The following is a 26,999-nucleotide window of genomic DNA, read 5'->3' as shown; positions in this document are numbered from 1 at the left end:
CCCCATGATCCGACTTGAAACCATCCTGACCCCCGGCCGTTCCCTGGTGAACGCGCCGGGTGGCAGTAAGAAAAAAGCCCTCGAACACATTGCCAACCTGATCAGCCGGGAAGTGCCCGAGCTGGATGAGCAGGTCGTGTTCAAGGCCCTGATCGACCGTGAAAAACTGGGCTCCACCGGTTTTGGCAACGGCATCGCGATTCCTCACTGCCGACTCAAAGGCTGCGACACACCGGTCAGCGCCTTGCTGCACCTGGAAAGACCCATTGATTTCGATGCCATCGACGGCGCTCCGGTCGACCTGCTCTTCGTTTTGCTGGTCCCGGAAGCGGCCACCGATGCTCACCTGGAACTGCTTCGGCAGATCGCCAGCATGCTCGACCGCAAGGAAGTACGTCATAAACTGCGCAACGCCAGCAGCAATGAGGCGTTGTATCAGGTTGTGCTGGACGAGCAATAACCATGCGCCTGATCATTGTCAGTGGCCGCTCCGGCTCGGGTAAAAGCACCGCACTCAATGTGCTTGAAGACAGCGGTTTTTATTGCATCGATAATTTGCCCGCCGGCCTGCTGCCGGAACTGGCCGAACGCGCGCTTATCCATACCGAATTGGCGCAACCGCTGGTCGCCGTTTCGATTGATGCACGCAACCTGCCCAGCCACCTCTCGCGGTTCCCTGAACTGCTCGAAGAAGTGCGCGGCAAGCATATTCATTGTGATGTGCTGTACCTGGACGCCGACGAAGAGACGCTGCTCAAGCGTTTCTCCGAAACCCGCCGGCGCCACCCGCTGAGCAGCCCGAACCGCTCGCTGGCCGAGGCCATCGAAGACGAGACCACGCTGCTGGGGCCGATCATTGATCTGGCCGACCTCAAGATCAACACCACCAACCTGAACCTGTACCAGCTGCGCGACGCCATCAAGCTGCGTCTGCTCAATCAGCCTGAGCCCGGTACGGCCTTTCTGGTCGAGTCATTTGGCTTCAAACGCGGCATGCCGGTGGATGCCGACCTGGTGTTCGACGTGCGCTGCCTGCCCAATCCTTACTGGAAACCGGAGCTACGCGAACAATCCGGACTGGATCAGCCGGTGATCGATTACCTGGCCGCGCAACCGGATGTGGAGGATATGTTCCAGGACATCTCCACCTACCTGCTCAAATGGCTGCCGCGCTTTGCCGCGAGCAATCGCGCTTATGTCACCATAGCCATCGGCTGCACCGGCGGTCACCACCGCTCCGTCTACCTGACCGAACGTCTTGGCCTGGTGCTGCAGCAAACCCTCAAGAACGTTCAGGTCCGCCACCGCGACCTAAGCTGAAAGGAACACCTCCGCGATGCCCGCTCTGGAAATTCAAATTATCAACAAGCTGGGCCTCCACGCCCGGGCTTCGGCCAAATTCGTCGGCGTTGCCGGGAAGTTTCCTTGCCAGATCCGCGCCGGGCGTACACCGGAGTCGATGGTCGATGGCAAAAGCATCATGGCAATGATGATGCTGGCTGCGGGCAAGGGCACCACGATTCATCTGAAAACCGAAGGTGAGCAGGAGGATGAAGCGATGGCAGCCTTGGTGGAGTTGATCAACAACAAGTTTGACGAAGGTGAATAACCGCCAACCTGAGTAGCAGCGCGGCCTAACCCAGGGCAGTGTCCATCACCATCATCAAGCAAAACCCCAGGCACAACCCAAGGCTGGCAAGCTTGTCGTGACCATTGCGCCGCGACTCGGGGATCACTTCGTGAGTCACCACCAGCAGCATCGCGCCCGCAGCCAATGCCAGGCCCAATGGCAACAGCACTTCTGCAAGGGTGACCAGCCAGGCACAGAGCACGGCGAACACCGGCTCCACCAGGCCTGAAGCGGCGCCGATCAGGAACGCCTTGACCCGCGACATACCTGCTCCCGCCAGTACCAGCGCGATCACCAGTCCTTCCGGCACATCCTGCAGCGCGATGCCCATCGCCAGGCTGTCGGCATCCGGCATGCCGCCGCCGGCGGACACCCCCACCGCCATGCCTTCCGGAATGTTGTGGGCGATGATGGCAAATACAAACAACCAGATTCGAGGCGGGATGACCGGTTTATCCGGTGTGCCCACCAACATCTCCGGACTGGTGCCGGAAACCTTGCGATCCACCAAATACAGCCCGAATGCGCCCAGCATGATGCCGAAACTGATCAGGCCACTGGCGGCCCAAGACGAAAGCCCCAGGCTTTCGGCGGCGGAAATACCCGGCACCACCAGCGAAAAGGCGGTCGCAGCCAGCATCACCCCCGCCCCGAAGCCCAATAGCGTATCGCTCAACGCCACCGGCATGCGCCGGATTACCAGTACGGGCACCGCGCCCAAAGCTGTGCCGAGCGCACAGAGCGCACCGCCCTGCAGGGCACGCAGGATGCGCGGTTCCAGGTCCAGCCAGGCCAGCCCGTGGGCCACCAGCAATGCAGTGCCTGCCAGCAGCAGCAGCGAGCCAAACGCATAGCGAAACAATCGCACGCTGCTGATCGCCAGTGTTCCAGTACCCATAGTCGGCCTTAGGTCTTGTTATGGAGATAAATATCAGGCCACGGCGGCCTGATAGCGTGCAGACACTTCGGGCCAGTTGATAACGCTGTAGAAGGCGTTGATGTATTCCGGGCGGCGGTTCTGGTACAGCAGGTAATACGCATGCTCCCAAACGTCCAGACCCAGGATCGGGGTATTGCCGTTCATCAGCGGGCTGTCCTGATTACCGCTGCTTTCCACCACCAGGGTCTTTTGCGGAGTAACGCTCAGCCAGGCCCAACCGCTGCCGAAGCGGGTCAGCGCGGCTTTGGTGAATGCCTCCTTGAAGCTTTCGAAGCCGCCCAATTGCTGATCAATCGCCTTGCCCAGTGCGCCTTCGGGCTTGCCGCCACCTTTGGGCGACATGACGGCCCAGAACAACGAGTGGTTGGCATGGCCCCCGCCCTGATTGATCACCGCAGCGCGCAACTTCTCGGGCAACTGCTGGACGCTGGACACCAGCTTTTCAATCGGCCAGTCGGCAAACTCAGTACCATCAACCGCAGCGTTCAAGTTGTTGATGTAGGTCTGATGGTGCCTGGTGTAGTGGATTTCCATGGTTTGCGCATCGATGTGCGGTTCCAGGGCATCGTAGGCGTAGGGCAAGGCAGGCAAGGTGTAACTCATATCAATGTGCTCCGTATTGAGACGGGGTCGGTTGCACCGCGGCACCGCCCAGCAGGCGATGAGTGCGTGGGTATTCACCGTGATCGCTGATGAAATTCAGCAGTTCGACGTAGGTTTTGCTGCTTTGGCGCAATGCCGCCTCACGCAGTTGCGGCGGCAGACGCGGGTCCTGCATGGTCTGCAACAAGCGCTGATGGACCGCGCAGAGGTATTCGGCGCTTTCCTCAGGCTGGTTCAGGCGCAGGTGCAGGTCCGCCAGGTTGTGATGGGAAATGACGCAGGCCGCCACCGCTTCGTCGGCATCCGCCCAGCGTTCGAACAACACTTGCGCGAGGGCCAGGGCTTGCAGGTAGGCCTCGCGAGCGTCAACCAGTTCACCGGCCATAAAACAGCGATTGGCCCGTTCGATCGTGCGTTTCCAGTGCTCCATGGTGAGCCTCCAAAGCAGGTCGGTGATTACACGCCGCCGGCCGTGAGCTTTTCCGGGTCCAGCAGGACCTCCAGTTGGCTACGCGGCAAGTCAGTGTGTTCAAGGGCGACATCGATCACCGGGCGACCCTGCTGATAGGCCTTTTTGGCGATTTCAGCCGCCTTCTGGTAACCAATGATCGGGTTGAGTGCCGTCACCAGGATCGGGTTGCGCGACAACGCTTCCTTGAGCCGGGTTTCGTTGACCTTGAAGCTAGCAATCGCCTTGTCCGCCAGCAGACGGCTGGAATTGCCCAGCAGTTCGAGGCTGCTGAGCAGGTTCTGGGCGATGATCGGCAGCATCACGTTGAGTTCGAAGTTGCCCGACTGGCCGGCGATGGTGATCACCGTGTCATTGCCGATCACCTGCGCGGCGACCATGGCGGTCGCCTCGGGGATTACCGGGTTGACCTTGCCGGGCATGATCGACGAACCCGGCTGCAAAGCCTGCAGTTCGATTTCGCCCAGGCCGGCCAATGGGCCCGAGTTCATCCAGCGCAGGTCATTGGCGATTTTCATCAGCGACACGGCGGTCGCCTTCAGTTGGCCCGACACCGCAACGGCGGTGTCCTGGGAGCCGATCAGCGCGAACAGGTTCTTGCCCGGGGTGAATTTCACGCCGGTCAGGCTGCTCAGTTGCTGACTGAAGCGCGCGGCGAATTCGGGATGTGCGTTGATGCCCGTGCCCACGGCGGTGCCGCCCTGGGCCAGGGCCTGCAGACTGGGCAGCAGGTCCTGCAGATGCCCGATGTTGGCCTTGAGCTGCTGCGCCCAGCCGTTGAGCACCTGACTCATGCGTACCGGCATGGCGTCCATCAGATGGGTGCGGCCGGTCTTGATGAACGGATGCACCTGCTCGGCTTTCTGCTCGATAACCTGCACCAGATGCAGCAGCGCCGGTAACGTTTGCTCATGCAACACCATTGCTGCGCTGACGTGAATGGTGGTGGGGATGATGTCGTTGCTGCTTTGCCCGCAGTTGACGTGATCGTTGGGGTTGACCCCCTCGCCCAGCAGGCGGCTGGCGAGGGTGGCGATCACTTCGTTGGCGTTCATGTTGGAGCTGGTGCCGGAACCGGTCTGGAAGATATCCACCGGGAAGTGGCGCATGAAGTCGCCTTCGAGCAAACCCTGGGCGGCGTCGACGATAGCCTTGCCCTGCCCTTCGCTGATCTGTTTGAGCTCGACATTGGCCTTGGCGGCGGCGGCCTTGGCCAGGATCAGCGCGCGAATGAAGGGCGCCGGCATGCGCTGATGGCTGATCGGGAAGTTGTCCACGGCGCGCTGGGTCTGGGCGCCGTACAGAGCCTCGGCCGGTACGTGCAGTTCGCCCATGCTGTCGCGTTCGATACGGGTGTTACTCATCGGAGGATCCTTGCACCAGGTCAGAAACAGAAAGGGAGGGCTGCAATTGGCACGTCGCCAATTGCCAGGCAAACGCCTGCCAGCGCTTGAGGCGACAGGCACAGCTGGAAAGTTTTTCCAGGTCGCGCAGCGGGCGCCAGGCCTGATCCAGGCACAGCGATCGCCAGTGCCACGGCAGGGCAATATCGCTGGCGGTGTCGATCAGCAAGCGGAATGAGGTTTCAGCAATTGTCCACGGGTGAGTCGCCGTACAGCACGCGAGGTAACGACCCTCGTTGAGGTAATGCTCGATCAGGCGCGGCTCGTTGGGATCGAGGCCGCAGCGAATCTGACGGCTCATCCAGCGCCAGCTTTCGAGGTAGGGATCTTCATGCAGGACGCGACTCATAACCCACTCTCATTCGGTAATGATATTTATTATTAAATGATAATCAGAATCAACGCAATGGCGGCAGCGTGATCCGTCGACAATCCAGGCATAAAAAAAAACGCGCTATCCGTGTGGAATAGCGCGCTTTTTATTTGAGACGAAGGGTGGGTCAGCTGCCCGCCACTGTCATCCGCTCGATCAGTACCGAACCTGTGCGAATGTTGCTGCGCAGTTCCAGATCATTTCCGACCGCTACGATCTGCTTGAACATATCGCGCATGTTGCCAGCGATGGTGACTTCCTGGACCGCGAACTGAATCTCGCCGTTCTCCACCCAGAAACCCGCGGCGCCGCGCGAGTAATCCCCGGTGACCATGTTCAGGCCGTGCCCCATCAGTTCGGTTACCAGCAGGCCACGCCCCATACGACGCAACAGCGCGGCCTGGTCTTCATCGCCATGGCTCACGAACAGGTTATGCACGCCGCCAGCGTTGGCGGTGCTGGGCAGGCCGAGCTTGCGACCGGCGTAGGTACCCAGCACATAGGACACCAACTCACCCTGCTCGACGAACGGCTTGGCATAGGTGGCCAGGCCATCACCGTCGAACGATGAACTGCCCATCGCGCGCATCAGGTGCGGACGCTCATCGATGGTCATCCACTCCGGAAACAGCGTCTGACCGATAGCCCCCTCAAGGAAAGAGGATTTGCGGTACAGGTTGCCACCGGAAATCGCCCCCAGGAAACTGCCGAACAAGCCCCCGGCCAGCTCTGCGGAAAACAGCACCGGCACCTCACAGGTTGGCACCGGGCGCGCACCGAGGCGGCTCGCGGCGCGCTGTGCTGCGCGCTGGCCGATGCTGACCGGGTCGGCCAGCAACTCGCCCTGGCGATTTACGTCGTACCAGTAGTCACGCTGCATCTGGCCATTGGCTTCGGCAATCATGACGCAGCTCAAACTGTGACGAGTCGACGCATAACCACCGATAAACCCATGGCTGTTGCCATACACACGGCAACCCTGGTGAGTGCTCAACGTGGTGCCATCGGCGTTCTTGATGCGGGCATCTGCGTCGAACGCCGCGGCCTCACACGTCAGCGCCTGTTCGATCGCCTGCTCAGGCGTGATGTCCCAGGCGTGGAACAGATCGAAGTCCTGCACGTCCCTGGCCATCAGCGCCTTGTCGGCCAGGCCCGAGCTTTCGTCCTCGGAAGTGTGCCTGGCAATTGCCAGTGCGGCGGCGACGGTTTCGCGTATCGCGTCCGGGCCGCTGGCCGAGGTGCTCGCCGAGCCTTTGCGCTGACCGACGTACAGGGTGATGCCAAACCCCTGGTCACGGTTGAACTCGACAGTTTCCACTTCCCGCTGACGCACCGAAGTCGACAGCCCCTGCTCCAGCGACACCGCCACTTCACAGGCAGCGGCCCCCTGGCGCTTGGCCTCGGCAAGGATCTGCTCGACTTGTTCCTGCAGTGCCGGTAACGCTTGCGGACCGACGCTTTGGGCTGCACTCATGGTTTTCTCCACTCAAAATCTGCTTTCGGTTAAGGCCATCGAGCGACCGGGCCGGACAAGCGGCCCCCGACTGGTTATCATGGCGGCGTTTCTTTGCGGACTGCCACCATGGTTGATTCTTACGACGACTCCCTCGATGGGGAGAAAAGCAAAACCCAGGTCAAACGCGAGCTGCATGCGCTGGTTGACCTCGGCGAGCGCCTTACAACGCTCAAGAAAGATTTGATTGCCAAACTGCCACTGACCGACGAAATGCGCCGGGCGCTGGCCGATGCGCCCAAGCACAGCGCGAATATCGCGCGTAAACGGCACATCATGTTTATCGGCAAATTGATGCGCGATCAGGACATTGACGCCATCCTGGCCCTGCTTGATCAAACCGATGCCTCCACTCGCCAGTACAACGAACGCTTCCACAACCTGGAACGTTGGCGTGACCGCCTGATTGCGGGCGATGACGCCGTGCTGGAGAAATTCGTGCTGGACTACCCGGACGCGGACCGCCAGCAACTGCGCTCCCTGATCCGTCAGGCCCAGCACGAGCAGGCGCATAACAAGGCGCCAGCCACCAGCCGTAAAATCTTCAAGTACATCCGTGAGCTGGACGAGACTCAACGCGGCCTGCGCTGATCCTCTTCCCCGGGTGGCGGTCTGCGCCACCCGAAGCTCCATCTCTTACGACCCCGTGCCACCCACGGTGATCGCATCAATCTTCAGCGTTGGCTGGCCGACACCCACCGGCACCGACTGCCCATCCTTGCCGCATGTGCCCACGCCGCTGTCCAGCGACAGGTCGTTACCGACCATCGACACCTTGCTCATCGCTTCCGGACCGTTGCCAATCAAGGTCGCCCCTTTGACCGGCGCAGTAATCCTGCCGTCTTCGATCAGATACGCCTCGCTGGTGGAAAACACGAACTTGCCGCTGGTGATATCAACCTGGCCGCCGCCGAGGTTGGCGCAATAGATCCCGCGCTTGACCGACGCAATGATTTCCGCCGGGTCGCTTTCGCCGCCGAGCATGTAGGTGTTGGTCATGCGCGGCATCGGCAGGTGCGCGTAGGACTCGCGACGACCGTTACCGGTACGCGCCACGCCCATCAGGCGGGCATTGAGCTTGTCCTGCATGTAGCCCTTGAGCACGCCGTTCTCGATCAGGGTGGTGCACTCGGTCGGCGTGCCTTCATCGTCCACCGTCAACGAGCCACGACGGCCGGCCAGCGTGCCGTCATCAACAATCGTGCACAGTTTGGACGCAACCATTTCGCCCATGCGCCCGCTATAGGCCGAACTGCCCTTGCGGTTGAAGTCACCTTCCAGGCCATGACCCACCGCTTCGTGAAGCAGCACACCGGACCAACCGGACCCCAGCACCACCGGCAACGTGCCCGCTGGCGCCGGAATGGCTTCCAGATTGACCAGCGCCTGGCGCAGCGCTTCGCGGGCGTACCCCATGGCGCGGTCGTCGGCGAGGAAATACCGGTAGTCGGTGCGCCCGCCGCCGCCATGCCCACCGCGTTCGCGGCGGCCGTTCTGTTCGACGATCACGCTGACATTGAAACGCACCAGTGGGCGCACATCCGCTGCCAGGCTGCCGTCAGTGGACGCCACCAGGATGCGCTCCCACACCCCGGCCATGCTTACGGTGACTCGCTGGATTCGCGGGTCCAGCGCACGGGTGGCGGCGTCGATGCGCTTGAGCAGCTCGACCTTTTCCGCACGGCTGATCACTTCGAGCGGGTTATCCGGGCCGTACAACTGGGCGACATCCTGGGTGCTGAACGCCTGCACTGTGCCATTCTGGCCGGCGCGGGAGATCGAACGCGCGGCACGCGCAGCCTGGCCCAGCGCTTCGAGGGTGATCGCGTTGCTGTAGGCAAACCCGGTCTTTTCGCCCGATTGCGCACGCACGCCCACGCCCTGGTCGAGGTTGAAACTGCCTTCCTTGACGATGCCGTCTTCCAGCGACCAGGACTCGGAAATCTGCCCCTGAAAATACAGGTCGGCCGCATCGATACCTGGCCCGGCCAGGTCACCGAGCACGGTTTGCAAGCTTTCGATGGTCACGCCACCGGGTGCCAGGAGGTGTTCACTGACTGAGGACAACAACTCGCTCATAGGTTTGGCCTTAAATTCATCGTTCTGAAGCAGGTCGCTGCGCGCCCTGCGAGAAAAAGCGCCGGTGATTCACCACCGGCATGCGCGCCCGTATCGACGCCTGTTCCGTGCTGTCGCGTGCGGCCAGCAACACCGCTTCGCCTTGGTCCTGTTGCGCCAGCACGCGGCCCCAAGGGTCAACGATGGCGGCATGTCCGTGAGTGTCCCTTGGGCCCGGGTGCACGCCGCCCTGAGCCGCCGCCAGCACATAGCACTGGGTTTCGATGGCCCGCGCGCGGATCAGCACGTCCCAATGCGCAGCGCCGGTGACCGCCGTAAAGGCCGAGGGCGCGCTGATCAGCTCAGCGCCCGCCGCACGCAACTCGCTGTACAACTCCGGGAAGCGCAGGTCGTAACACACCGTCAGGCCCAATCGTCCGACGGGGGTGTCCGCCACTATTACAGTGCTGCCAAAAGCATAGTCGTCGGATTCACGATAGCGACCCCGGGCATCCGCCACGTCGACGTCGAACAGGTGCAGTTTGTCGTAACGGGCAACCACCTCACCGCGATCATCGATCAGCAGCGAGCAGGCAGTGGACTTGGCATTCGGTTGATCCCTGGGCGGCAACGGCAATGTGCCGGCCACTATCCATAAGGTGAGGTCGCGGGCGGCCTGTTTCAACCATGGCAGGATCGGGCCTTCGCCCAAGGCTTCGGCTCGGCCGATATCGGCCACGTCGCGGCGGCCCATGGCGGCGAAGTTTTCCGGCAGCACCGCCAGCCGGGCACCGCCTTGGGCGGCCTGCTCCAGCAGGCGCCGGGCCTCGGCCAGGTTGGCCAGCACGTCGCTCTGGCTGACCATCTGAATTACCGCAAACGTCATGGCCGATACTCCATAAAAGAATAGCCACAGGCTACTCCATCAAGTCTCACTTGGCCTTTTCGAAAGGCTTGTCGAAGGTAATCTTCGGATCCTTCCACGGCCCTTGCACGGTGTATTGCACGCTGGCGAAGCGCGAAACGCGGTCACCGATCAGCTTGTCGATCAGAAACAGCGCACCACCGATGGCCGGCGCGCCGACAATCAGTGCCGCAATCGGCAGGTTGTTGGTCACCGGCAGGGTCACCAGCAGCTTGGCATCCACGCGGTCGGCCACCAGGTCCAGGGTGCCATTGAGTTCAAGGTTGGTCGAAGGCCCGGTCATGGTGATCGGCTCTCGCGTTACAAACACGCCATCACTGGCCGCCAGCAGGCCTTTGACCCGGTCATAGCTCAAGCCCTTGCCGAGCAGGTCGGAGAAGTCCAGCCGCAGGCGACGACCGATGGAGTTGAAGTTGAGCAGCCCAAACACGCGCAACGCCTGGGCGCCGCCCTCGACTTCGACAAATTGCCCCTGGCGGAAATCGGCATCGAGCATGCCGGAGAAGCGCTTTGGCCCGACCCACGCCGGCGAACCCGGCCAGCGGCCGTCCACATCGAGGTGAAACTCCTGACTGGTCACGGTAGGCGCAAAGCCCCAGCCCTTGAGCACATCGGCGATATTCTTGCCGTCCAGGCGCCCTTTGTACCAACTGCTGCTGTCGCCGGCCGTGCCTTCCCAACCGCCCGCGCCCTTGAGCTGCAAGCCCTTGAGGCCCAGGTCCAGGCTGTTGAAGGCCAGGCCCTTGGCCGTCGGCCGAATTTTCAGCGACCACGCACCGATCAGGTCCGGGCCCTGGAACAACTGCTCGATGTTGATATCCAGCGCGGGAATGTCCTTGGGGTCGATGTCGGCCAGCGGGTCCGGCGCGTTTTCATCCGCCTGCACGGTCGGGTCAACCGCAGGCAGTTTTACGTACTGCAGGTTGATCGCGATGGGCGCGCCCTTCGCATCCGGCAGGTTCACCGAGCCTTTGGCCTGCTGGCTGTCGAGTTGCAGGCCCCAGGCCGCCGGTTTGCGGTCCAGCAGCAGGCTGACCTGATCGAACTGCTTGCCAAAGCCTGTCAGCTTGCCGACCTTGAAATCCGCGCCACTGAGCAGTTGCTTGGCGCTGCCACCCGGGTCATTACCGGCGTAACGGCCAACCAGTTTCTTCCACGGATCGATATCCAGCTCCGACAGCACGCCGCGAATGCGCAGGCCTTTCGCACCCGGCAGCACTGCATCGCCATCACCGAGGAACAACTCGCCGCGCCCCTCATTGAAGTTGTCCGGTGGTGCGGCAAAGGTGAAGTTCGCCAGCTCCCCGTAATCAAACCAGTAACGCCGTTCGGCGCCCTGCAGGGTCATGCGGAACGTGCTGTCTCGGCCCTGGCTCGCTGGCATGCCAAACGGCGCCGGCAGATCCACCGCCACACCCTTGAGGTCGGAATTGACCATCAACTGACTGTCTGCGCCATTAAGGATGACTTGTAACTGGTAGGGGATATCGCCGGATACTGGCAGCGGCTGGGTAACGTTCAGCCAGTCAGTCAGCCGCTTGACCGTGACCTGACCCTTGGCGACCACGCGGGTGCTGATAGCACCCGGCCTGCCTTCGGCGAAGATCTGCGCACTGATGGGCCGATCGAACGCCTGGGCGCTGATTTGATCGCCGCTCAAGCCCTTGGCACTGTCGAAACGGAAATTCCCCTTCAGTTGGTTGAGGTCCAGGGTCGGATCGGCCAACTGCAGGCGGGCCTTGTCGGTCTGGAAGTCCACCACGATCTTCGGCTCGGTGCCTTTGGCCAGCGGCACATCCAGGTCCAGCTTGCCTTGCAGATCGCCCTCGCCTTTCCATCCGGCAAAGGTCGACGCCGTACCAATCGGCGCTTCCTGCAAAATTTTCAGGCCATCGCCCAGGCCGCCGGAAAAACCACCGGTCAACAGCAGGTGGCTGTCCTTGCCCGCAGGGGCATGGGGAATATTGACGTAGACGTCCTTGACCTTTGTGTCGAGCAACTGGCCCTTGCTGGCCAGAATGCGCACGCCGCTTTCCTCGACGAACACTTCGCCGTTGACCTTGCTGACATGAGGCCAGCCCGGCTGGAACGCCAGCTCGGCGTCATGCACCTTGAAAAACAGACTGATGTTGCGCGAAGCCGGCAACGCGTTATGGTTCAACGACCCCTGATACTGGAAGAAACCCTGGTCGACCGCGCCTTTGAGAATCGCAGTGCGCAGCCACTCATCCAGAGCCGGGCTCAGCACCGCCGGCAAGTACTTGGGCGTAAAGCGCCCATCGCCATCGACCATGCCCACCCGCAGGTCCATGTAGTCTTCCTGGCTATGATCGAAATGCAGGCGAATCAGGAAGTCGGCGGCCACCTTGCCCTCTTCGCCCAGCACCTTGATATACGGGGCGATCAGGGTGAAGCCTTGTTTATCCAGCTTCCAGGTCAGCCGCGCATTGGCCTGGATGTATTGCCAGGGCTTGGCGAAGATCGGGTCCAGGTGCAGGGAAAAATCCTTGCTGTCCATGCGCAACTCGCCCTGGCCCAGGTCGCCGCTGATGCTGCCGGACACGTTGCGCGCCGCCGGCGCGCCGGAATAGGCATCGAAACCCACGCGCTCAAGATTGGCGGCGAAGCTGAGTTTTTGGTCGGTGCTGTCCTCCGGGCGGAAATCCACCAGCACATTGCGCAGCAGGCCGGTGGCCTTGAGGTGTGCGATGGTTTTGGCGAAGCCTTCAGGCAGCGGCGCCAGGGCATTCAACAGGGGAGTAATCGGGGTCAGGTCCACGCGATCGGCCTGCAACTTCCAGGTTTCCGGAGCCTTGTCGGTCGCCAGCGCCTGCTGCAATTGCAGGCGCGATTCCCAGCGGTTGTCGCCGAGGTTCATCGCCAGCGAATCAAACAGCACCTTAAGGCCTGTGTCACTGCGCTGCAGGTACGCCGTCAGGGCAAAATTCTCGATATGCACCGGCTTGCGCCCGGCATAACTGCCTTTTATCTCGGGAGCGTTGAGACGCGCCGCAGCGCTTTGCACGGTGCCCTTGGCCCAGGTCAGCCAAAATTCTCCGCCGGACTTGAACTCGCTGAGTGTCCATTGCTGAGTGAGGCGGGCGGGAATCCACTTGGCCCAATCGCTCTGGGGCAGGCTCAGGTAAGCCTGGACTTCGCCGTCCTGCCATTGGCTGGCACGGATGCGCGTGCGCAGGTTGAGGGCCAGCGGCTGGCCATCGGGAAGGGTCAGGCGCGCATCCAGGCGTTGGCGATCGGTGCCGGTGTGCAGGCTCAGGCCAACGTAGGTGAGGGTCGCCGGCGCCTGATCGAAGGGTTGCAGGGTGACCTGGCTGTCGAGCACCGACACCCGCTTGACCCGCTGCATGCGCTCGAGCAACTGCTGCGGGTCCAGCGGCTGGTCATCCGGCAGCGGCAAGCCCTGCAGGGCCCAGTGGCCATCCTTGTCTTCCTTGACGCTCAATTGCAGGCCGCTGACTTGCAGGTGGGCAAGGCGCACTTCACGGGCAATCAGGCTGGCCCAGATATCCGGCACCACTTCGACCTGGTCCAGGCGCAAGGCGCTGTTGCCCTCGCCGACCATCACATCGTGAGCCAGCAACACGGGAGCAAAGCCGCTCCAGCGCCCTTCCAGGCTGCCGATACGCAGGTGCATGCCCACCGCCGACTGGGCCTTGGCCTCGATCTCGGCACGGTATTCAGCCACCAACGGGGTCAATTCACGCCCCAGGCTCACGTACACCGCCGCCAAGACCAGCAGCAGCGCGCACAGGCCCAGGCCCCAGCGGGTCAAAGCGGCAAAAAAGCGTATCAGACGCTCCATGTCAGGCGACCCTCAACTCGGTGGGCGGACGGCAGATCAAGGTCTGCCGGGCTCGAAGAAAACAAGCGATTGGGGATCAGAGCAGCACCACGTCGTATTGTTCCTGGGAATACATGGTTTCGACCTGGAAGCGAATCGTGCGCCCGATAAACACCTCCAGCTCAGCGACGTTGCCGGACTCTTCGTCCAGCAGCCGATCGACCACTTTCTGGTTAGCCAGCACTCTATAACCTTCAGCCTGGTAGGCCCGTGCCTCGCGCAGGATTTCCCGGAAAATCTCGTAGCAAACCGTTTCCGGGGTTTTCAATTTTCCGCGCCCCTGGCAACTGCTGCAGGGTTCGCACAACACCTGTTCGAGACTTTCGCGGGTGCGTTTGCGGGTCATCTGCACCAGGCCCAGCACGGTGATGCCGATGATATTGGTCTTGGCGTGATCACGCTCCAATTGCTTCTCAAGGGTGCGCAACACCTGGCGTTGGTGCTCTTCATCTTCCATGTCGATGAAGTCGATGATGATGATCCCGCCCAGGTTGCGCAGGCGCAGTTGGCGGGCAATCGCGGTGGCCGCTTCAAGGTTGGTCTTGAAGATGGTCTCTTCCAGGTTGCGATGGCCGACAAATGCCCCCGTGTTGACGTCGATGGTGGTCATGGCTTCCGCCGGGTCCACCACCAGATAGCCGCCGGACTTGAGCGGCACCTTGCGCTCAAGGGCTTTCTGGATCTCGTCTTCGACGCCATACAGGTCGAAGATTGGCCGCTCGCCAGGGTAATGCTCCAGGCGGTCGGCAATTTCCGGCATCAGTTCGGCGACAAATTGGGTGGTGCGCTGGAAGGTTTCGCGCGAGTCGATGCGAATTTTTTCGATTTTCGGGCTGACCAGGTCGCGCAGGGTACGCAGCGCCAGGCCGAGATCTTCATAGATGACGCTGGGCGCGCCAATGGTCTTGATCTGCTCGCCGATCTGGTCCCACAGACGCCGCAGGTAGCGGATGTCCATGAGGATTTCATCGGCACCGGCGCCCTCGGCGGCGGTGCGCAGGATGAAGCCGCCGGCTTCCTTGATGCCTTCGGCCGCCACGCAGTCGCTGACCACTTTTTTCAGGCGTTCGCGCTCGCCTTCGTCTTCGATCTTCAAGGAAATGCCGACATGGGCGGTACGCGGCATGTACACCAGATAACGCGAAGGAATCGACAGCTGTGTCGTCAGCCGCGCGCCTTTGGAGCCGATGGGGTCCTTGGTGACTTGCACCACCAGGCTCTGCCCTTCATGCACCAGGGCACTGATGCTCTCCACCGCGGGCCCTTCGCGCAGAGAGATCTCCGACGCGTGAATAAATGCCGCACGGTCCAGGCCGATGTCGATAAACGCCGCCTGCATCCCCGGCAGCACGCGCACCACCTTGCCTTTATAGATGTTGCCGACGATCCCGCGCTTCTGGGTGCGCTCGACATGCACTTCTTGCAGAACACCGTTCTCTACCACTGCCACGCGCGATTCCATCGGCGTGATATTGATCAGAATCTCTTCACTCATGGCTGGGTCTCGTTCTGGCGTTTTCACAATAGTGACCGATCGCTCAAGGCTTGGCGCTGTAATACGGCGTTCAGCGCACGGTAAGGTTTTGCCAACAGGGTATGCCGAATCGGCTAAGCAGTTGCGCGGTTTCGCACACCGGCAGCCCGACCACGGCGGAATAGCTGCCATTGAGCCCGGCAACAAACACCGACCCCAGCCCCTGGATAGCATAGCCACCCGCCTTGTCCCGGGGTTCGCCACTGTGCCAGTAGGCGGTCGCCTCTTCGACGCCAATCTCGCGAAAACGTACACGGCTGCTGACGCATAGGGTTTCGCAGCGCTGACCCTCCGTCAGGGCAACGGCGGTCAGCACCTCGTGTTCATTTCCCGCGAGGGCCATCAACATCGCCAGGGCATCGGCCTGGTCCACGGGTTTGCCGAGAATCCGGCCATCGACAATCACCGCCGTGTCAGCCCCCAGCACACAGGCATTGAAGGGTGTTTCAAGCACGGCGAAACCCGCCGTTGCCTTGCCGCGCGCAAGACGCTCGACGTAGGAAACGGGTGATTCATTGGTAAGAGGTGTTTCGTCAATGGCGGCGCTGACCACAGTGAAGGGCACACCGATCTGGGTCAGCAGTTCACGCCGCCGGGGAGAACCCGAGGCCAGATAAAGCGAATTCATTGCAGACTCTCCCTGTGGGGTTCGATAACCAGGCAGAGCCTCGCAATCCATTCAATTGATTTTGTAGCGGCGACGCAGACCACGCAGGCCAAAACTGACCCAGGGCCACAACAGCGCACTGACCAGGGCCGGCAATACCAGCGCCAGCGTTGGCTGGCGGTTGCCGGTCAAGGCGCTGAGCCAGAGTTGCACCAACTGCGCCAGGCCGAAGATCACCAGGATCACCAGGCACTGCTGCCACATCGGGAACATGCGCAAACGCTGCTGCAACGACAGCACCAGAAAAGTAATCAGGGTCAGGATCAGCGCGTTCTGGCCAAGCAAGGTGCCATAGAGCACATCTTCCGCCAAGCCCAGGAACATCGCAGTGACCATGCCCACCCTGTGCGGCAGGTGCAACGCCCAGAACGCCATCAGCAAGGCCAGCCACAACGGGCGCAGGATCTCCATGAACTGCGGCAGCGGCGATACGCTGAGCAGCAAGCCGACGGCGAACGTCAGCCACACCACCCAACCATTGCGCGAATGAGTACTGGCCATTATTCCTCCCTCTGTCGCGTAGTGGTCGCAGCGCCGGCAGGCGGCTTCGCGGCAGGCGTGGTGCTGGCTGCCGGTTTGGCCGGACGAGTGCTGTGCGTGGCGGGCTTGGCGGGTGTCGCCACAGGCGCCGCTGCAGGAAGATTTGCCGGCGCCGGTGGCCCTACAAAGGCCGGTTTGGGCACGATGGCGGGCGTGACCGGCAGGGTGCCGTTGCGCTTGTCTTCCGCTTCCTGGGCCTGCGCGGCATCGTTGGCGCGCTCTTCCGGGGTGCGGTTATCGCTGAACACCAGCAGCAGGTAACGGCTGCGGTTCAGGGCGGCAGTCGGCACGGCACGCACAATGGCGAACGGCTGACCGGAATCGTGGATCACTTCCTTGACCGTCGCCACCGGGTAACCCGCCGGGAACCGCTGGCCAAGACCGGAGCTGACCAGCAGGTCGCCCTCCTTGATATCGGCGGTGTCAGCCACGTGACGCAACTCCAGGCGCTCGGGATTGCCGGTGCCGCTGGCAATCGCACGCAGGCCGTTGCGGTTGACCTGCACCGGAATACTGTGGGTGGTGTCGGTGAGCAACAGGACGCGGGAGGTGTAGGGCATCAACTCGACCACCTGCCCCATCAGGCCACGGGCATCGAGCACCGGCTGGCCGAGCACCACACCGTCGCGCTCACCCTTGTTGATGATGATGCGATGGGTGAAGGGGTTGGGGTCCATGCCGATCAGCTCGGCCACTTCGACCTTCTCGTTGACCAACGCGGAAGAATTGAGCAACTCGCGCAGCCGAACGTTCTGCTCGGTGAGGGCCGCCAGCTTTTGCATGCGTCCCTGCAGCAGCAGGTTTTCAGTCTTGAGTTTTTCGTTTTCGGCGACAAGCTCGGTGCGGCTGCCGAACTGGCTTGCCACACCCTGATAAAGCCGTTGCGGCAGGTCGGTGATCCAGTAGGTCTGCATCAACACCAGCGACATTTGACTGCGCACGGGCTTGAGCAGCGCAAAGCGGGCGTCGACCACCATCAGCGCGACCGAAAGCACGACCAGCACCAGCAAGCGCACGCCCAATGAGGGGCCTTTGGCGAAAAGCGGTTTAATAGGCCGCTCCTCCCGGGCAAATGTTCTCTTTATTCATACGGCATCAAACCGGCCTGGATGCAGATTGAAGAAGATAAACGCCGACAGGCAGCACTGCAAAGTGCTGCCTGCGGGCGAAGCATGGCGCAACCAGCCGATCTTATTCGCTGGAGAGCAGGTCCATGGTGTGTTTATCCATCATTTCCAGTGCACGACCACCGCCACGGGCAACGCAGGTCAGCGGGTCTTCGGCGACGATCACCGGCAGACCGGTTTCCTGGGCCAGCAGCTTGTCGAGGTCACGCAGCAAGGCGCCACCACCGGTCAGTACCAGGCCGCGCTCGGCGATATCGGAAGCCAGCTCCGGTGGCGATTGCTCCAGCGCACTTTTCACTGCCTGAACGATGGTGGCCAGGGACTCTTGCAGAGCTTCCAGCACTTCATTGGAGTTCAGGGTGAAGGCACGTGGCACGCCTTCGGCCAGGTTGCGACCGCGAACATCGACTTCGCGCACTTCGCCGCCTGGGTAGGCCGTACCGATTTCCTGCTTGATACGCTCGGCGGTGGATTCGCCGATCAGGCTGCCGTAGTTACGACGCACATAAGTGATGATCGCTTCGTCGAAGCGGTCGCCGCCCACGCGCACGGATTCGGCATATACCACACCGTTCAGGGAGATGAGGGCGATTTCGGTGGTACCGCCACCGATATCCACCACCATCGAACCGCGTGCTTCCTCCACCGGCAGGCCGGCACCGATTGCAGCGGCCATCGGCTCTTCGATCAGGAACACTTCGCGGGCGCCGGCACCCAGGGCCGATTCACGGATGGCACGACGCTCCACCTGCGTGGATTTGCACGGAACGCAGATCAGCACACGAGGGCTGGGCTGCAGGAAACTGTTTTCGTGAACCTTGTTGATGAAGTACTGCAGCATCTTCTCGCAGACGCTGAAGTCGGCAATCACGCCGTCCTTCATCGGACGAATGGCAGCAATATTGCCAGGTGTTCGGCCGAGCATGCGCTTGGCCTCGGTGCCGACGGCAACGACACTTTTCTGATTACCATGGGTCCGAATGGCCACAACTGATGGCTCATTCAGAACGATACCGCGCTCGCGCACGTAAATAAGGGTGTTGGCAGTGCCCAGGTCAATGGAAAGATCGCTGGAAAACATGCCACGCAGTTTCTTGAACATGGGGAAAGGACCCTAGGCAACGCGTGGGTAAAAAAGTGCGGCAAACTCTAACAACGACAGGGATTTTGGGCAAGGCGCCAATGTGCTAAATTGGCCGACTTTCTGTGCACCAACCCCCACAATCGCGGCCTTATGACCGTAGAAATGCGGTAGTGTTCCGACAATCTAACACACGGATGCCCTCCGTTCTGTTTTCCACTGGAGAAACCCATGGCGCTTGAACGCTCCGACGTGGAAAAAATCGCGCATCTGGCCTCGCTTGGCCTGAATGACGCCGATCTTCCACAGACCACCGCAGCCCTGAACAGCATTCTCGGGCTGGTCGACCAGATGCAGGCCGTCAATACCGACGGCATCGAGCCCCTGGCTCACCCGCTGGAAGCCAGCCAGCGCCTGCGCGCAGACGTCGTGACCGAGCGCGATAATCGCGAGGCCTACCAGTCCATCGCGCCAGCGGTCGAAAACGGCCTGTATCTGGTTCCGAAAGTCATCGACTAAAGGGAAAGAGCCTTTCATGCATCACATGACTCTGGCCGAGATCGCCCGCGGTCTCGCCGAAAAAAAGTTTTCTTCTGAAGAATTGACCAAAACCCTGCTGGCGCGCATCGCCGAGCTCGACCCCAAGGTCAACAGCTTCATCAGCCTCACCGAGGAACTGGCCCTGAGCCAGGCCAAGGCTGCCGACGTGCGTCGCGCCAACGGTGAAAACGGCGCACTGCTGGGCGCTCCAATCGCCCACAAAGACCTGTTCTGCACCCAGGGCATACGCACCAGTTGCGGCTCGAAGATGCTCGACAACTTTAAAGCCCCCTACGACGCCACTGTGGTGTCCAAACTCGCCGCCGCCGGGGCCGTGACCCTGGGCAAGACCAACATGGACGAATTCGCCATGGGTTCGGCCAACGAGTCGAGCTACTACGGGGCAGTGAAAAACCCGTGGAACCTGGAACACGTGCCCGGCGGCTCGTCCGGTGGTTCGGCCGCTGCCGTTGCCGCGCGCCTGCTGCCGGCCGCCACGGCCACCGACACCGGCGGTTCGATCCGCCAGCCCGCCGCCTTCACCAACCTTACCGGCCTGAAGCCGACCTACGGTCGCGTGTCGCGCTGGGGCATGATCGCCTACGCGTCGAGTCTCGATCAGGGCGGCCCGTTGGCCCGCACTGCAGAAGACTGCGCAATATTGTTGCAAGGTATGGCCGGCTTCGATGCACAAGACTCCACCAGCATCGATGAACCGGTGCCGGACTACAGCGCCAGCCTCAACACCTCGCTCAAGGGCCTGCGCATCGGCGTGCCGAAGGAATACTTCAGCGCCGGCCTCGACCCGCGTATCGCCGAACGTGTGCACAACAGCGTCAAGACGCTGGAAGGCCTCGGCGCCGTGATCAAGGAAATCAGCCTGCCGAACAACCAGCATGCGATTCCCGCCTACTACGTGATCGCGCCGGCCGAAGCGTCCTCCAACCTGTCGCGCTTCGACGGCGTGCGCTTCGGCTACCGCTGCGAAAACCCCAAAGATCTTTCCGATTTGTACAAACGCTCCCGTGGCGAAGGCTTCGGCGCCGAAGTACAGCGGCGCATCATGGTCGGCGCCTACGCGCTGTCGGCCGGCTACTACGACGCGTACTACCTCAAGGCGCAAAAAATCCGTCGCCTGATCAAGAACGACTTCATGGCGGCCTTTGAAGAAGTCGACGTGATCCTCGGCCCTACCACGCCGAACCCGGCGTGGAAGATCGGTGCCAAGACCGGCGATCCGATTGCCGAGTACCTCGAAGACCTCTACACCATCACCGCCAACCTCGCAGGCCTGCCGGGCTTGTCCATGCCGGCCGGTTTCGTTGACGGTCTGCCGGTGGGCGTGCAATTGCTCGCGCCGTATTTCCAGGAAGGCCGCCTGCTCAATGTGGCGCACCAGTACCAGTTGAACACTGACTGGCACACTCGCACCCCAACCGGCTTCTGAGGAGAACACTATGCAATGGGAAGTCGTGATCGGGCTGGAGATTCATACCCAGCTCGCCACCCAATCGAAGATTTTCTCCGGCAGCGCCACCACGTTCGGCGCAGGGCCCAATACCCAGGCCAGCCTCGTCGACCTGGGCATGCCCGGCGTGCTGCCAGTGCTGAACCAGGAAGCGGTGCGCATGGCGGTAATGTTCGGCCTGGCGATTGACGCCGAAATCGGCCAGCACAACGTGTTCGCGCGCAAGAACTACTTCTACCCGGACCTGCCCAAGGGCTACCAGATCAGCCAGATGGAATTGCCGATCGTCGGCAAGGGCTACCTGGACATCCCGCTGGAAGACGGCACCATCAAGCGCGTCGGCGTGACCCGTGCGCACCTGGAAGAAGATGCCGGCAAGAGCTTGCATGAAGAATTCAACGGCGCCACCGGCATCGACCTGAACCGCGCTGGCACGCCGTTGCTGGAGATCGTGTCCGAGCCGGACATGCGCAGTGCCAAGGAAGCGGTGGCCTACGTCAAGACCATCCATGCACTGGTGCGCTACCTGGGCATTTGCGACGGCAACATGGCCGAAGGCTCCCTGCGTTGCGACTGCAACGTGTCGGTGCGTCCTAAAGGCCAGGTTGAGTACGGCACACGCTGCGAGATCAAGAACGTCAACTCGTTCCGCTTCATCGAAAAGGCGATCAACACCGAAGTGCGTCGCCAGATCGAACTGATCGAAGACGGCGGCAAGGTCATCCAGCAAACCCGCCTGTACGACCCGAACAAAGACGAGACCCGCGCCATGCGCAGCAAGGAGGAAGCCAACGACTACCGTTACTTCCCCGACCCGGACCTGTTGCCGGTAGTGCTTGAGGATTCGTTCCTCAATGACATCCGCGCCACCCTGCCGGAATTGCCACCGCAAAAACGCGAGCGCTTCCAGGCGCAGTTCGGCCTGTCGGTCTACGATGCCAGCGTGCTGGCGTCGAGCCGCGAGCAGGCTGACTACTTTGAAAAGGTCGTGAGCATTGCCGGTGACGCCAAGCTTGCGGCCAACTGGGTCATGGTCGAGCTGGGCAGCCTGCTGAACAAACAAGGCCTGGAAATCGACGAAGCGCCGGTCTCGGCCGCGCAACTGGGCGGCATGCTCCTGCGCATCAAGGACAACACCATCTCCGGCAAGATTGCCAAGACGGTGTTCGAAGCGATGGCGGCAGGCGAAGGCAACGCTGACGAGATCATCGAGAAGCGCGGCCTCAAGCAAGTCACCGACAGCGGCGCCATCTCCGCCGTGCTCGATGAAATGCTCGCGGCCAATGCCGAACAGGTCGAACAATACCGCGCGGCCGATGAAGCCAAGCGCGGCAAGATGTTCGGCTTCTTTGTCGGCCAGGCGATGAAAGCGTCAAAAGGCAAGGCCAACCCGCAACAGGTGAACGAGCTGCTCAAAAGCAAGCTCGAAGGCTGATAGCGGTGACGGGGCCGGGCGGGATTTCACACCCCACCCGGACCCTTTGTGGAATGGGCCCCATGTGGGAGGGGGCTTGCTCCCGATAGCGGTGTATTAGCTTGCACACCTGTGTCTGACACACCGCTATCGGGAGCAAGCCCCTCCCACACCAGCCCTCTTTTTCCACAGTTGATACGGGGGTAACGTCGAACATGAAGCGTCTACTCGGTCTCCTGGCCCTGTCCTCCCTGCTGGGCGGTTGCGCCAGCGGTCTCATCGACCCCAATGGCTACGACGAAACCGGCACCGCCTCCTATTACGGCGCCAAACACCATGGCAACCGCACCGCCAGCGGTGAACCCTTCAACCAGAACGCCCTGACTGCCGCCCATCGGCGCCTGCCCTTCGGCACGCAGGTCAAGGTGACCAATCTCGACAATAACCGCTCCGTGATCGTGCGCATCAATGATCGCGGTCCGCATTCACGTGGGCGCCTGATCGACCTTTCACGCCAGGCGGCCGCACAATTGGGCATGCTGAGCCGCGGCACTGCGCCGGTTCGCGTTCAGGCCATGAGCAACTGAAGAAGGAGCACAGGCCATTTTCGCACTAAAAGCCCTCTCGCCCTGGAGCCTGCTCGAACTGTTCAGCGGCCTGCTACTGCTGATCGTCGGCGCCGAAGTCCTGGTGCGCGCCGCCGTGCGCCTGGCCGCCAGCCTCAAGGTGCGACCGCTGATCATCGGCCTGACCATCGTCGCCTTCGGCAGCAGCGCGCCGCAGATGACCGTCAGCCTGCAGGCCACCCTCGCCGGCAATACCGATATCGCCGTGGGCAGCGTGATCGGCAGCAGCATCTTCAACGTCCTCGTCACCCTGGGCCTCGCGGCCCTGATCATTCCGCTGCGGGTGTCGCGCCAGTTGGTACGCCTGGACATCCCAGTGATGATCATCGCCGCGCTGCTGGTGTTTACCCTGGCGGCCAATGAGGAACTGACACCACTCGACGGCCTGCTATTGCTGATCGCGCTGCTGGCCTACCTCGGCGTGCTGCATTACCAGACGCGCCATTCACGGCGCCCGCGCACTCTCGACACGGTGGCCCGGGCGCCATGGCTGAGCAGTGTGATACGCATCGTTGGCGGGCTGCTGGTGCTGGTACTGGCCGGGCACCTGCTGCTTGGCGCGGCAGTGGACGTGGCGAGCGACCTGGGCCTGTCGGAGCGTATCGTCGGGCTGACGCTGATTGGCGTCGGCACTTCCCTGCCGTGCCTGGCGACGTCACTGATTGCCGCCCTGCGCGGCGAGCGCGAGATTGCCGTGGGCAACGTGATCGGCAGCAACCTGTTCAACCTGCTCGGGGTGCTGGGGCTCACCGCCCTGCTCGCGCCGATGCCACTGTCGGTGTCGCCCAATGCCGTGGACTTCGACCTGCCGGTGATGCTCGGCGTGGTGGTGCTGTGCCTGCCAGTGTTCTACAGCGGCTACCGCGTGACCCGCGCCGAAGGCCTGGTGATGCTGGGCCTGTACCTGGCGTATGGGCTGCATGTGATGGCGTTTACTACGGGCATGCCCCTGGCCGGCAAGCTTGAACACCTGATGCTGTATTACGTCCTGCCGGCGCTGGTGGCTTTTCTGTTGTTCAGCACGCTGCGCGCCTGGCGCCGCCAACACAAGAGGGAACCGCAATGACCGATCAGAAGAAACCCGGCGTAGCCATGCGTCGCCAGGTGATGGGCGATGTGTTCGTCGACCGCGCCCTGGGCAATGCCACTGAATTCACCCAGCCGTTGCAGGACTTCGTCAACGACCATGCCTGGGGCAGTGTATGGAACCGCGAGGGGTTACCGCTCAAGACCCGCAGCCTGATTACCCTCGCCGCCCTCACCGCGCTCAAGTGCCCGCAGGAACTCAAGGGTCACGTGCGCGGGGCGTTGAACAATGGCTGTACGGTGGAAGAGATTCGCGAGGCGCTGCTGCATTGCGCGGTGTATGCGGGGGTGCCGGCGGCGATTGATGCATTCCGGGCGGCGCAGGAGGTGATTGAGGTGTATCAGGCAGAGCAGCGGTGATCTTCAGATAGCTATCGCAGGCAAGCCAGCTGCCACAGTTTGACGGTATTCACACATCAAACCTGTGGCAGCTGGCTTGCCTGCGATGGCGCTTTCAAACCCACCGCAACCTTAGATCCACCCACCCGCCTGCAACACGAAAATCCCGATATTGGTGGTCACCGCCGCCATCAGCGTGGTGATCACGATAATCGCCGCCGCCAGCTCGTGATTACCCTCGGCCGCGCGGGCCATCACATAACTGGCTGCGGCGGTGGGCGCACCGAAGTACAGAAACAGAATCCCCAGTTCGGGCCCGCGAAAGCCCAGCAGCCAGGCCCCCAGGGTGGCGACGATCGGCAGCCAGACCATCTTCATCAGGCTCGCACTGAGCGCCATGTTGCCACTCTTGCGCAGCGCCGCCAGGGACAAGGTGCCACCGATGCAGATCAGCGCCAACGGCAGCGTGGTGTCGGCCAGGTACTGCATGGACTTTTCCAGCCAACCGGGCACGCCGAGCTGGAAGTAGGCGAACGGCGCGGCGACGAACACGCTGATGATCAGCGGATTGGCCAGCACACTCTTGCAGATGCTCCACGGGTCGGACTTGATCACCGGGCTGTACACCGCCAGCACGATGGTCGACAGCGTGTTGTAGAGCAGGATCACCAGCGCCGCGAGGACGGCGCCCAGGGAGATGCCGTAGTCGCCGTACATGCTGGCGGCCAGCGCCAGGCCGATCACCCCGTTGTTGCCGCGAAACGCGCCTTGGGCATAGATACCCCGGTCTGCCGACTTGCAGCGAAAAATCGCCCAGCCCCAGGCCACGGCAAAACTCAGCACGGTGGCGACCGCAAAATAGATCAGCAAGCCCGGTTGGAGCGCCGCATGCAGGTCGGCGTGCAGGATGCCGAGAAACAGCAGCGCCGGCATGGTGACGTTGAACACCAGGGAGGAAGCGGTATGGATAAAGTTGTCGTTGATCCAGTTGATGCGCTTGAGCAGCACACCGAGAAACAGCATGGCAAACACCGGCGCGGTGATGGTAAGAGTGGTGAGGAAGATAGCCAGCATGCCGGGGAGAACCTTTGAGCGTCGTCAGAAGGTCAATGATAAGCCATGCGGCGCGGTGGCGTCTGGTAGGCCGCCTTCGCGGGCAAGCCCGCTCCCACATGTTGAACTGTGAATGCAGTCAAATGTGGGAGGGGGCTTGCTCCCGATGCAGGCGACGCGGTCTCAGGTAATCGGTGCCGGGTTGAACAAGGTGATGTCGTTATGCAGCTTGTGATGCTCGGCCCAGGTCTGTTTCTTGCCGCTGGCGACGTCCAGGTAGAAGTGGAACAACTCCCAGCCCAGTTCCTCGATGCTCGCACGCCCGGTGGCGATGCGCCCGGCGTCGATGTCGATCAGGTCCGGCCAGCGCTGCGCCAGCTCCGTGCGCGTCGACACCTTGACCACCGGCGCCATCGCCAGCCCGTAGGGCGTGCCGCGTCCGGTGGTGAACACGTGCAGGTTCATGCCCGCTGCCAGTTGCAAGGTGCCACACACAAAGTCGCTGGCCGGCGTCGCGCAAAAGATCAGGCCCTTGCTCTTGAAGCGCTCGCCGGGGCCCAGCACGCCGTTGATCGCGCTGCTGCCGGACTTGACGATGGAGCCCAGGGACTTCTCGACAATGTTCGACAACCCGCCCTTCTTGTTGCCCGGCGTGGTGTTGGCACTGCGGTCGGCCTCGCCCTTGGCCAGGTAACGGTCGTACCAGTCCATTTCCCGCACAAGCTCCTGGGCAATTTCCTTCGTTTGCGCGCGCGACGTGAGCAGGTAGATGGCATCACGGACTTCGGTCACTTCGGAAAACATCACCGTGGCGCCGGCCCGCAACAGCAGGTCCGAGGCATAGCCCAGCGCCGGGTTGGCGGTGATGCCGGAGAACGCATCGCTGCCGCCGCACTGCATACCCAGGATCAGCTCGGACGCCGGCACGGTTTCGCGGCGGCGCTGGTCGAGTTTTTTCAGGCGGGTTTCGGCCAGCGCCATGATCTGCTCGATCATTTCGGTGAACCCGTGACTGGAATCCTGTAGCCGATACAGCCACGGCTCGCTCAGGTCGACCGAGCTGTCGTTCTCATGCATCACCTGCCCGGCCTGCAGTTTCTCGCAGCCCAGGCTGATCACCAGCGCTTCGCCGCCCAGGTTCGGGTTGCGCGCCAGGTTGCGCACGGTGCGGATCGGGATGTAGGCATCCGTCGCCGTGATCGCCACACCGCAGCCGTAGCTATGGGTCAGCGCCACCACATCATCGACATGAGGATACTTGGGCAGCAGTTCGTCCTTGATGCGCTTGACCGCGTGGTCGAGTACACCGGTGACGCACTGCACCGTGGTGGTGATGCCGAGGATATTACGCGTGCCCACGGTACCGTCGGCGTTGCGATAGCCCTCGAACGTGAACCCTTGCAAAGGCGCCTGGGCTTCGGGCACCTCGGTGGACAGTGGCAGGCTGTCCAATGGCGGCGCGGTGGGCATGCGCAGTTGGTCTTCCTGCACCCAACTGCCGCGCGGGATCGGCGCCAGGGCGTAACCGATGGTCTGGCCATAGCGAATGATCTGACCGCCTTCGGGAATATCTTCCAGGGTCACCTTGTGGCTCTGGGGGATGAAATCCACGGTGACCAGGCCGTCCGGGAACTCGGTCCCGGCCGGGACGCCCTGGTCATTGACCACGATCACCACGTTGTCGCGCTCGTGCAAACGGATCGAGCGCGGCGAGTCGGCATGTTCAATCAATTGCATCACGGGGCCTC

26 protein-coding genes are annotated in these 26,999 nt (G+C 62.0%); 10 read left to right on the top strand and 16 right to left on the bottom strand.

Annotation, left to right across the window (positions count from 1 at the left end; translation table 11 throughout):
- The first annotated feature begins 4 nt into the window (after positions 1-4).
- From ptsN to LUB09_RS10455, 3 genes are read left to right on the top strand one after another with little or no spacing between them, the layout of a single operon-like run.
- Positions 5-460: a PTS IIA-like nitrogen regulatory protein PtsN gene (ptsN, locus tag LUB09_RS10465; protein WP_004372099.1), complete on the top strand. Its 456-nt coding sequence runs from the start codon at positions 5-7 to the stop codon at positions 458-460.
- Between the two features lie 2 nt (positions 461-462).
- On the top strand, positions 463-1,320 hold the full coding sequence (gene rapZ, locus LUB09_RS10460; RefSeq protein WP_209988657.1) for an RNase adapter RapZ: 858 nt from the start codon (positions 463-465) through the stop codon (positions 1,318-1,320).
- A gap of 16 nt (positions 1,321-1,336) precedes the next feature.
- Positions 1,337-1,609 carry an HPr family phosphocarrier protein gene (locus LUB09_RS10455; RefSeq protein ID WP_231422530.1) on the top strand — a complete coding sequence of 91 codons (273 nt, stop codon included), beginning with the start codon at positions 1,337-1,339 and terminating at the stop codon, positions 1,607-1,609.
- Positions 1,610-1,634: 25 nt separating this feature from the next.
- Here LUB09_RS10455 and LUB09_RS10450 read toward each other — a convergent pair whose 3' ends face one another.
- From LUB09_RS10450 to pmbA, 6 genes are all read right to left on the bottom strand, one after another.
- Positions 1,635-2,528 (bottom strand): ZIP family metal transporter, encoded by an 894-nt coding sequence (locus LUB09_RS10450; RefSeq protein ID WP_231422529.1) that lies wholly within the window; start codon positions 2,526-2,528, stop codon positions 1,635-1,637.
- 33 nt (positions 2,529-2,561) lie between these two features.
- The gene (locus tag LUB09_RS10445) at positions 2,562-3,173 is read right to left on the bottom strand and encodes a superoxide dismutase (RefSeq protein WP_209988648.1); all 612 of its coding nucleotides are present in this window, start codon (positions 3,171-3,173) and stop codon (positions 2,562-2,564) included.
- A 1-nt stretch (position 3,174) separates the two neighbouring features.
- On the bottom strand, positions 3,175-3,603 hold the full coding sequence (locus LUB09_RS10440) for a hypothetical protein (protein ID WP_209988645.1): 429 nt from the start codon (positions 3,601-3,603) through the stop codon (positions 3,175-3,177).
- Between the two features lie 26 nt (positions 3,604-3,629).
- Positions 3,630-5,006 carry a class II fumarate hydratase gene (locus tag LUB09_RS10435; RefSeq protein ID WP_231422528.1) on the bottom strand — a complete coding sequence of 459 codons (1,377 nt, stop codon included), beginning with the start codon at positions 5,004-5,006 and terminating at the stop codon, positions 3,630-3,632.
- Complete coding sequence (locus LUB09_RS10430) at positions 4,999-5,394, bottom strand: FagA protein (RefSeq protein ID WP_209988639.1); 396 nt, start codon at positions 5,392-5,394, stop codon at positions 4,999-5,001. Before LUB09_RS10430 ends, LUB09_RS10435 begins: the two co-directional genes overlap by 8 nt.
- 151 nt (positions 5,395-5,545) lie before the next feature.
- Positions 5,546-6,892: a metalloprotease PmbA gene (gene pmbA, locus LUB09_RS10425; RefSeq protein WP_231422527.1), complete on the bottom strand. Its 1,347-nt coding sequence runs from the start codon at positions 6,890-6,892 to the stop codon at positions 5,546-5,548.
- 108 nt (positions 6,893-7,000) lie between these two features.
- Here pmbA and yjgA point away from each other — a divergent pair, with 108 nt between their 5' ends.
- Positions 7,001-7,522 carry a ribosome biogenesis factor YjgA gene (gene yjgA / locus LUB09_RS10420; protein ID WP_004372117.1) on the top strand — a complete coding sequence of 174 codons (522 nt, stop codon included), beginning with the start codon at positions 7,001-7,003 and terminating at the stop codon, positions 7,520-7,522.
- A gap of 45 nt (positions 7,523-7,567) precedes the next feature.
- On the opposite strand, the gene tldD is transcribed toward yjgA, so the two are convergent.
- From tldD to mreB, 8 genes are all read right to left on the bottom strand, one after another.
- Positions 7,568-9,010 carry a metalloprotease TldD gene (gene tldD, locus LUB09_RS10415; RefSeq protein WP_231422526.1) on the bottom strand — a complete coding sequence of 481 codons (1,443 nt, stop codon included), beginning with the start codon at positions 9,008-9,010 and terminating at the stop codon, positions 7,568-7,570.
- Between the two features lie 16 nt (positions 9,011-9,026).
- Entirely contained in the window at positions 9,027-9,875 is an 849-nt protein-coding gene (locus LUB09_RS10410; protein ID WP_209988630.1) for a carbon-nitrogen hydrolase family protein, read from the bottom strand.
- Positions 9,876-9,921: 46 nt separating this feature from the next.
- Positions 9,922-13,737, bottom strand: a complete 3,816-nt coding sequence (locus tag LUB09_RS10405) for a YhdP family protein (RefSeq protein WP_231422525.1) — start codon at positions 13,735-13,737, stop codon at positions 9,922-9,924.
- Positions 13,738-13,813: 76 nt separating this feature from the next.
- Positions 13,814-15,271, bottom strand: coding sequence for a ribonuclease G (rng, locus tag LUB09_RS10400; protein WP_209988625.1), 1,458 nt, complete (start codon positions 15,269-15,271; stop codon positions 13,814-13,816).
- A gap of 70 nt (positions 15,272-15,341) precedes the next feature.
- Positions 15,342-15,938, bottom strand: a complete 597-nt coding sequence (locus LUB09_RS10395; RefSeq protein WP_231422524.1) for a Maf family protein — start codon at positions 15,936-15,938, stop codon at positions 15,342-15,344.
- A 51-nt stretch (positions 15,939-15,989) separates the two neighbouring features.
- The gene (gene mreD / locus LUB09_RS10390; protein WP_209988618.1) at positions 15,990-16,478 is read right to left on the bottom strand and encodes a rod shape-determining protein MreD; all 489 of its coding nucleotides are present in this window, start codon (positions 16,476-16,478) and stop codon (positions 15,990-15,992) included.
- The gene (gene mreC, locus LUB09_RS10385) at positions 16,478-17,569 is read right to left on the bottom strand and encodes a rod shape-determining protein MreC (RefSeq protein ID WP_209990667.1); all 1,092 of its coding nucleotides are present in this window, start codon (positions 17,567-17,569) and stop codon (positions 16,478-16,480) included. Before mreC ends, mreD begins: the two co-directional genes overlap by 1 nt.
- A gap of 139 nt (positions 17,570-17,708) precedes the next feature.
- On the bottom strand, positions 17,709-18,746 hold the full coding sequence (mreB, locus tag LUB09_RS10380; RefSeq protein ID WP_002555108.1) for a rod shape-determining protein MreB: 1,038 nt from the start codon (positions 18,744-18,746) through the stop codon (positions 17,709-17,711).
- 210 nt (positions 18,747-18,956) lie between these two features.
- On the opposite strand from mreB, the gene gatC reads away from it, so the two are divergent.
- From gatC to LUB09_RS10350, 6 genes are all read left to right on the top strand, one after another.
- On the top strand, positions 18,957-19,244 hold the full coding sequence (gene gatC / locus LUB09_RS10375) for an Asp-tRNA(Asn)/Glu-tRNA(Gln) amidotransferase subunit GatC (protein ID WP_057006884.1): 288 nt from the start codon (positions 18,957-18,959) through the stop codon (positions 19,242-19,244).
- A gap of 16 nt (positions 19,245-19,260) precedes the next feature.
- A complete protein-coding gene (gene gatA, locus LUB09_RS10370) occupies positions 19,261-20,712 on the top strand; it encodes an Asp-tRNA(Asn)/Glu-tRNA(Gln) amidotransferase subunit GatA (RefSeq protein ID WP_231422522.1) in 1,452 nt (483 codons plus the stop codon).
- A 10-nt stretch (positions 20,713-20,722) separates the two neighbouring features.
- Complete coding sequence (gene gatB, locus LUB09_RS10365) at positions 20,723-22,168, top strand: Asp-tRNA(Asn)/Glu-tRNA(Gln) amidotransferase subunit GatB (protein WP_209988612.1); 1,446 nt, start codon at positions 20,723-20,725, stop codon at positions 22,166-22,168.
- A gap of 194 nt (positions 22,169-22,362) precedes the next feature.
- Positions 22,363-22,734: a septal ring lytic transglycosylase RlpA family protein gene (locus LUB09_RS10360; protein WP_209988609.1), complete on the top strand. Its 372-nt coding sequence runs from the start codon at positions 22,363-22,365 to the stop codon at positions 22,732-22,734.
- A 58-nt stretch (positions 22,735-22,792) separates the two neighbouring features.
- A complete protein-coding gene (locus LUB09_RS10355) occupies positions 22,793-23,839 on the top strand; it encodes a calcium/sodium antiporter (protein ID WP_231422547.1) in 1,047 nt (348 codons plus the stop codon).
- Positions 23,836-24,219 (top strand): carboxymuconolactone decarboxylase family protein, encoded by a 384-nt coding sequence (locus tag LUB09_RS10350; RefSeq protein ID WP_209988606.1) that lies wholly within the window; start codon positions 23,836-23,838, stop codon positions 24,217-24,219. The genes LUB09_RS10355 and LUB09_RS10350 overlap by 4 nt, the downstream gene beginning before the upstream one ends.
- 111 nt (positions 24,220-24,330) lie before the next feature.
- Here LUB09_RS10350 and LUB09_RS10345 read toward each other — a convergent pair whose 3' ends face one another.
- Together LUB09_RS10345 and garD are read right to left on the bottom strand one after the other, a co-directional pair.
- Entirely contained in the window at positions 24,331-25,272 is a 942-nt protein-coding gene (locus LUB09_RS10345) for an AEC family transporter (protein ID WP_231422521.1), read from the bottom strand.
- Positions 25,273-25,434: 162 nt separating this feature from the next.
- Positions 25,435-26,988: a galactarate dehydratase gene (garD, locus tag LUB09_RS10340; RefSeq protein ID WP_231422520.1), complete on the bottom strand. Its 1,554-nt coding sequence runs from the start codon at positions 26,986-26,988 to the stop codon at positions 25,435-25,437.
- Positions 26,989-26,999 lie beyond the last annotated feature (11 nt).

Source organism: Pseudomonas sp. Leaf59, assembly GCF_920984685.1.
Classification (GTDB): Bacteria; Pseudomonadota; Gammaproteobacteria; order Pseudomonadales; family Pseudomonadaceae; genus Aquipseudomonas.
This window is presented reverse-complemented; position numbering and strand designations above follow the sequence as displayed.